The organism is Aliterella sp. E5.1, from assembly GCF_057473825.1.
Genome location: NZ_JBYCCV010000286.1, coordinates 1 through 1,965, shown reverse-complemented (window position 1 = coordinate 1,965; position 1,965 = coordinate 1). Strand labels below are relative to the sequence as shown.

Annotated in this window: 2 protein-coding genes and 1 pseudogene; all 3 read right to left on the bottom strand. The window is 43.3% G+C overall.

Annotated elements, in window-relative coordinates; translation table 11 throughout:
* Window positions 1-918: glycosyltransferase family 4 protein (locus AC2VE5_RS26360; RefSeq protein WP_486890511.1), on the bottom strand; the 918-nt coding region annotated here is incomplete at its 3' end.
* Between the two features lie 4 nt (window positions 919-922).
* Window positions 923-1,696 carry a sulfotransferase family protein gene (locus AC2VE5_RS26355; RefSeq protein WP_486890509.1) on the bottom strand — a complete coding sequence of 258 codons (774 nt, stop codon included), beginning with the start codon at window positions 1,694-1,696 and terminating at the stop codon, window positions 923-925.
* Between the two features lie 161 nt (window positions 1,697-1,857).
* Window positions 1,858-1,965: pseudogene (locus AC2VE5_RS26350) on the bottom strand (class I SAM-dependent methyltransferase); the annotation flags it as partial.

Below are 1,965 nucleotides of genomic sequence, written 5' to 3'. Positions count from 1 at the left end.
GCCACAGGCCAAGGACTCTAACAAAACTAATCCAAAGCCCTCTAGAGACTGGCTGGGAATTACAGTTAGGTCTGCAGCTTGATAAGCAATGGGCAACTGCTCATCCGGTAAAAACCCCAGAAACCGGACATGGCTATCCAGGCCCAATTCTCTTGCCTGTTGTTCCAATGAATCTCTCAAGGGACCTTTACCCGCGATCGCCAGCCACAGATCAGGAACTCTAGACTTGACTTGGGCTAAGGCACTTAACAAGCTGTCAATACCCATGCGACGAACCAAACGACGCGGTGTAAATAAAATCAACCGATCTTGAGGCCAGCCAAGCTGTTGACGCGCCTGTTGACGGGTTAAATTGGCTTGGAACCGTTCAGTGTCGACCCCACCAGGAATAATATTAATTTTGCTCCAGGGAACCTGATATTGCTGATGTAAAATTGTCCCAAATGCTTTGCTTAGAACAATAAAGCGATCGCACTGGCGGTAAACGCTTTGCTCAACCCAATGCTTGAGCAACACACTTAGTTTGCTAGAGCCTTCTTGCTCACTTTCCAAGGCCCAGGGTCCATGGAATGTAAATGTCAAGGGAATATCTTTTGGCAAGGTAGACAGTAAAGGTAGACCGTAAAGGGCAAAATGTAAGTTAACAGCATCTGGTTTAATCAAGTTTCTGTTTAAGAAGTTAGAGTGAGCAGACCAGAGTCGGTTTAGTAGAGGACTATCGGGTTCAGCCAGATTTGTTAACTTGACTGGAGTGTCAATGGGAGTTTTAGGGAGTCCCACCCCGCATAACTCAACTTGATCCTGTCTTGCCAGGCAATGGGTCAGCTCATAAACATAACGATTAAGCCCACCAGCAACCCTCGGAAACCAACTATTACCAATACAAAGGATAAAAGAGTTGGCAATATCATTAGCCATAAATTTAACTTTTTGCTTTATCAAAGTTTACTGGATCACCACTGACACGCCAGGTATATCCAAACTGAGACATAGTTGGTTTCATAATTTGCTCGACTTCATCCAGTACATCTTGATCCAAGAAGCTTTTCCATTTGTTGATCCGGGATGGATCCGCAGTTCTTAATGCATATGATGCAACTAATTCAGGTTCTTCTAAATCCAGAAAGCCAGCTATCTTATTAACTTCTTCATGGGGGTGATTTACTAAATCTTCATAGCGCACCTCTAAATAGTTCTCTGATGGCAATTTTCTACCTTCGCTAGTAGCTATTTTTAGCGTCTCGACCCATTGTTTTGCTGATCGGGTGTATGAGGATTCATTTGAACTTTCACGCCATCCCGGCGGTCGTGCGCCCCAGTAATTTAAAGGTTGACCAACAATTCTTTTAAAGATTGAGCCTATACGATAGGAATACAGATGCCATTCCCAAACAGGAATACGCTTAGCTCGATTTATAACTTCTCTCCAAATAACAGATTTAGATGGTGTAAGGCTATTATCAATTGACCGAATAACTGAACGACCATCCCTAATAATAAAGATAATCTTTGCATCAGGAAAAACAGCTTTTATAAATGGGATTCGAAGACTATTTCTTGGGGTTTTATCGCAAATGCGTTTCTTGTGACTCTTTCTAAGCAGCTCCGTAAATCTTCCTCGAATATGTTTTTGAATTTTAGGAGTAAGATCATCTTCTGTTAAAACATCATTATCTTTGCTAAAGTTCCCCCACATCCAAACGTTGTTAGTTTCGCCTAAAAATTATAGTATCGGGATGCTGAGCAATGACTTTTGCAAGCCAAGTTATCCCAGAATGGGGAACTCCAAGAACAAATATAGGTTTTTCAACTTTCATTATCAAGCTCCATAAAGTAATTAACAAATGAATTTCACCTAAGCGCCAAGTCCGCCGTGCCGGTCGCCACGTCTAAAACGCGCAGGGCTCCCCCTGCAAAGGCCACCCGGGTAGCCTCGCGGCGCCACAAGCGGTCGATGCCTAAGCT

Bases quoted from the DNA above. Each gene is read 5' to 3' on its own strand.
- AC2VE5_RS26355 (WP_486890509.1), bottom strand. From the start codon at position 1,696: ATGTGGGGGAACTTTAGCAAAGATAATGATGTTTTAACAGAAGATGAT.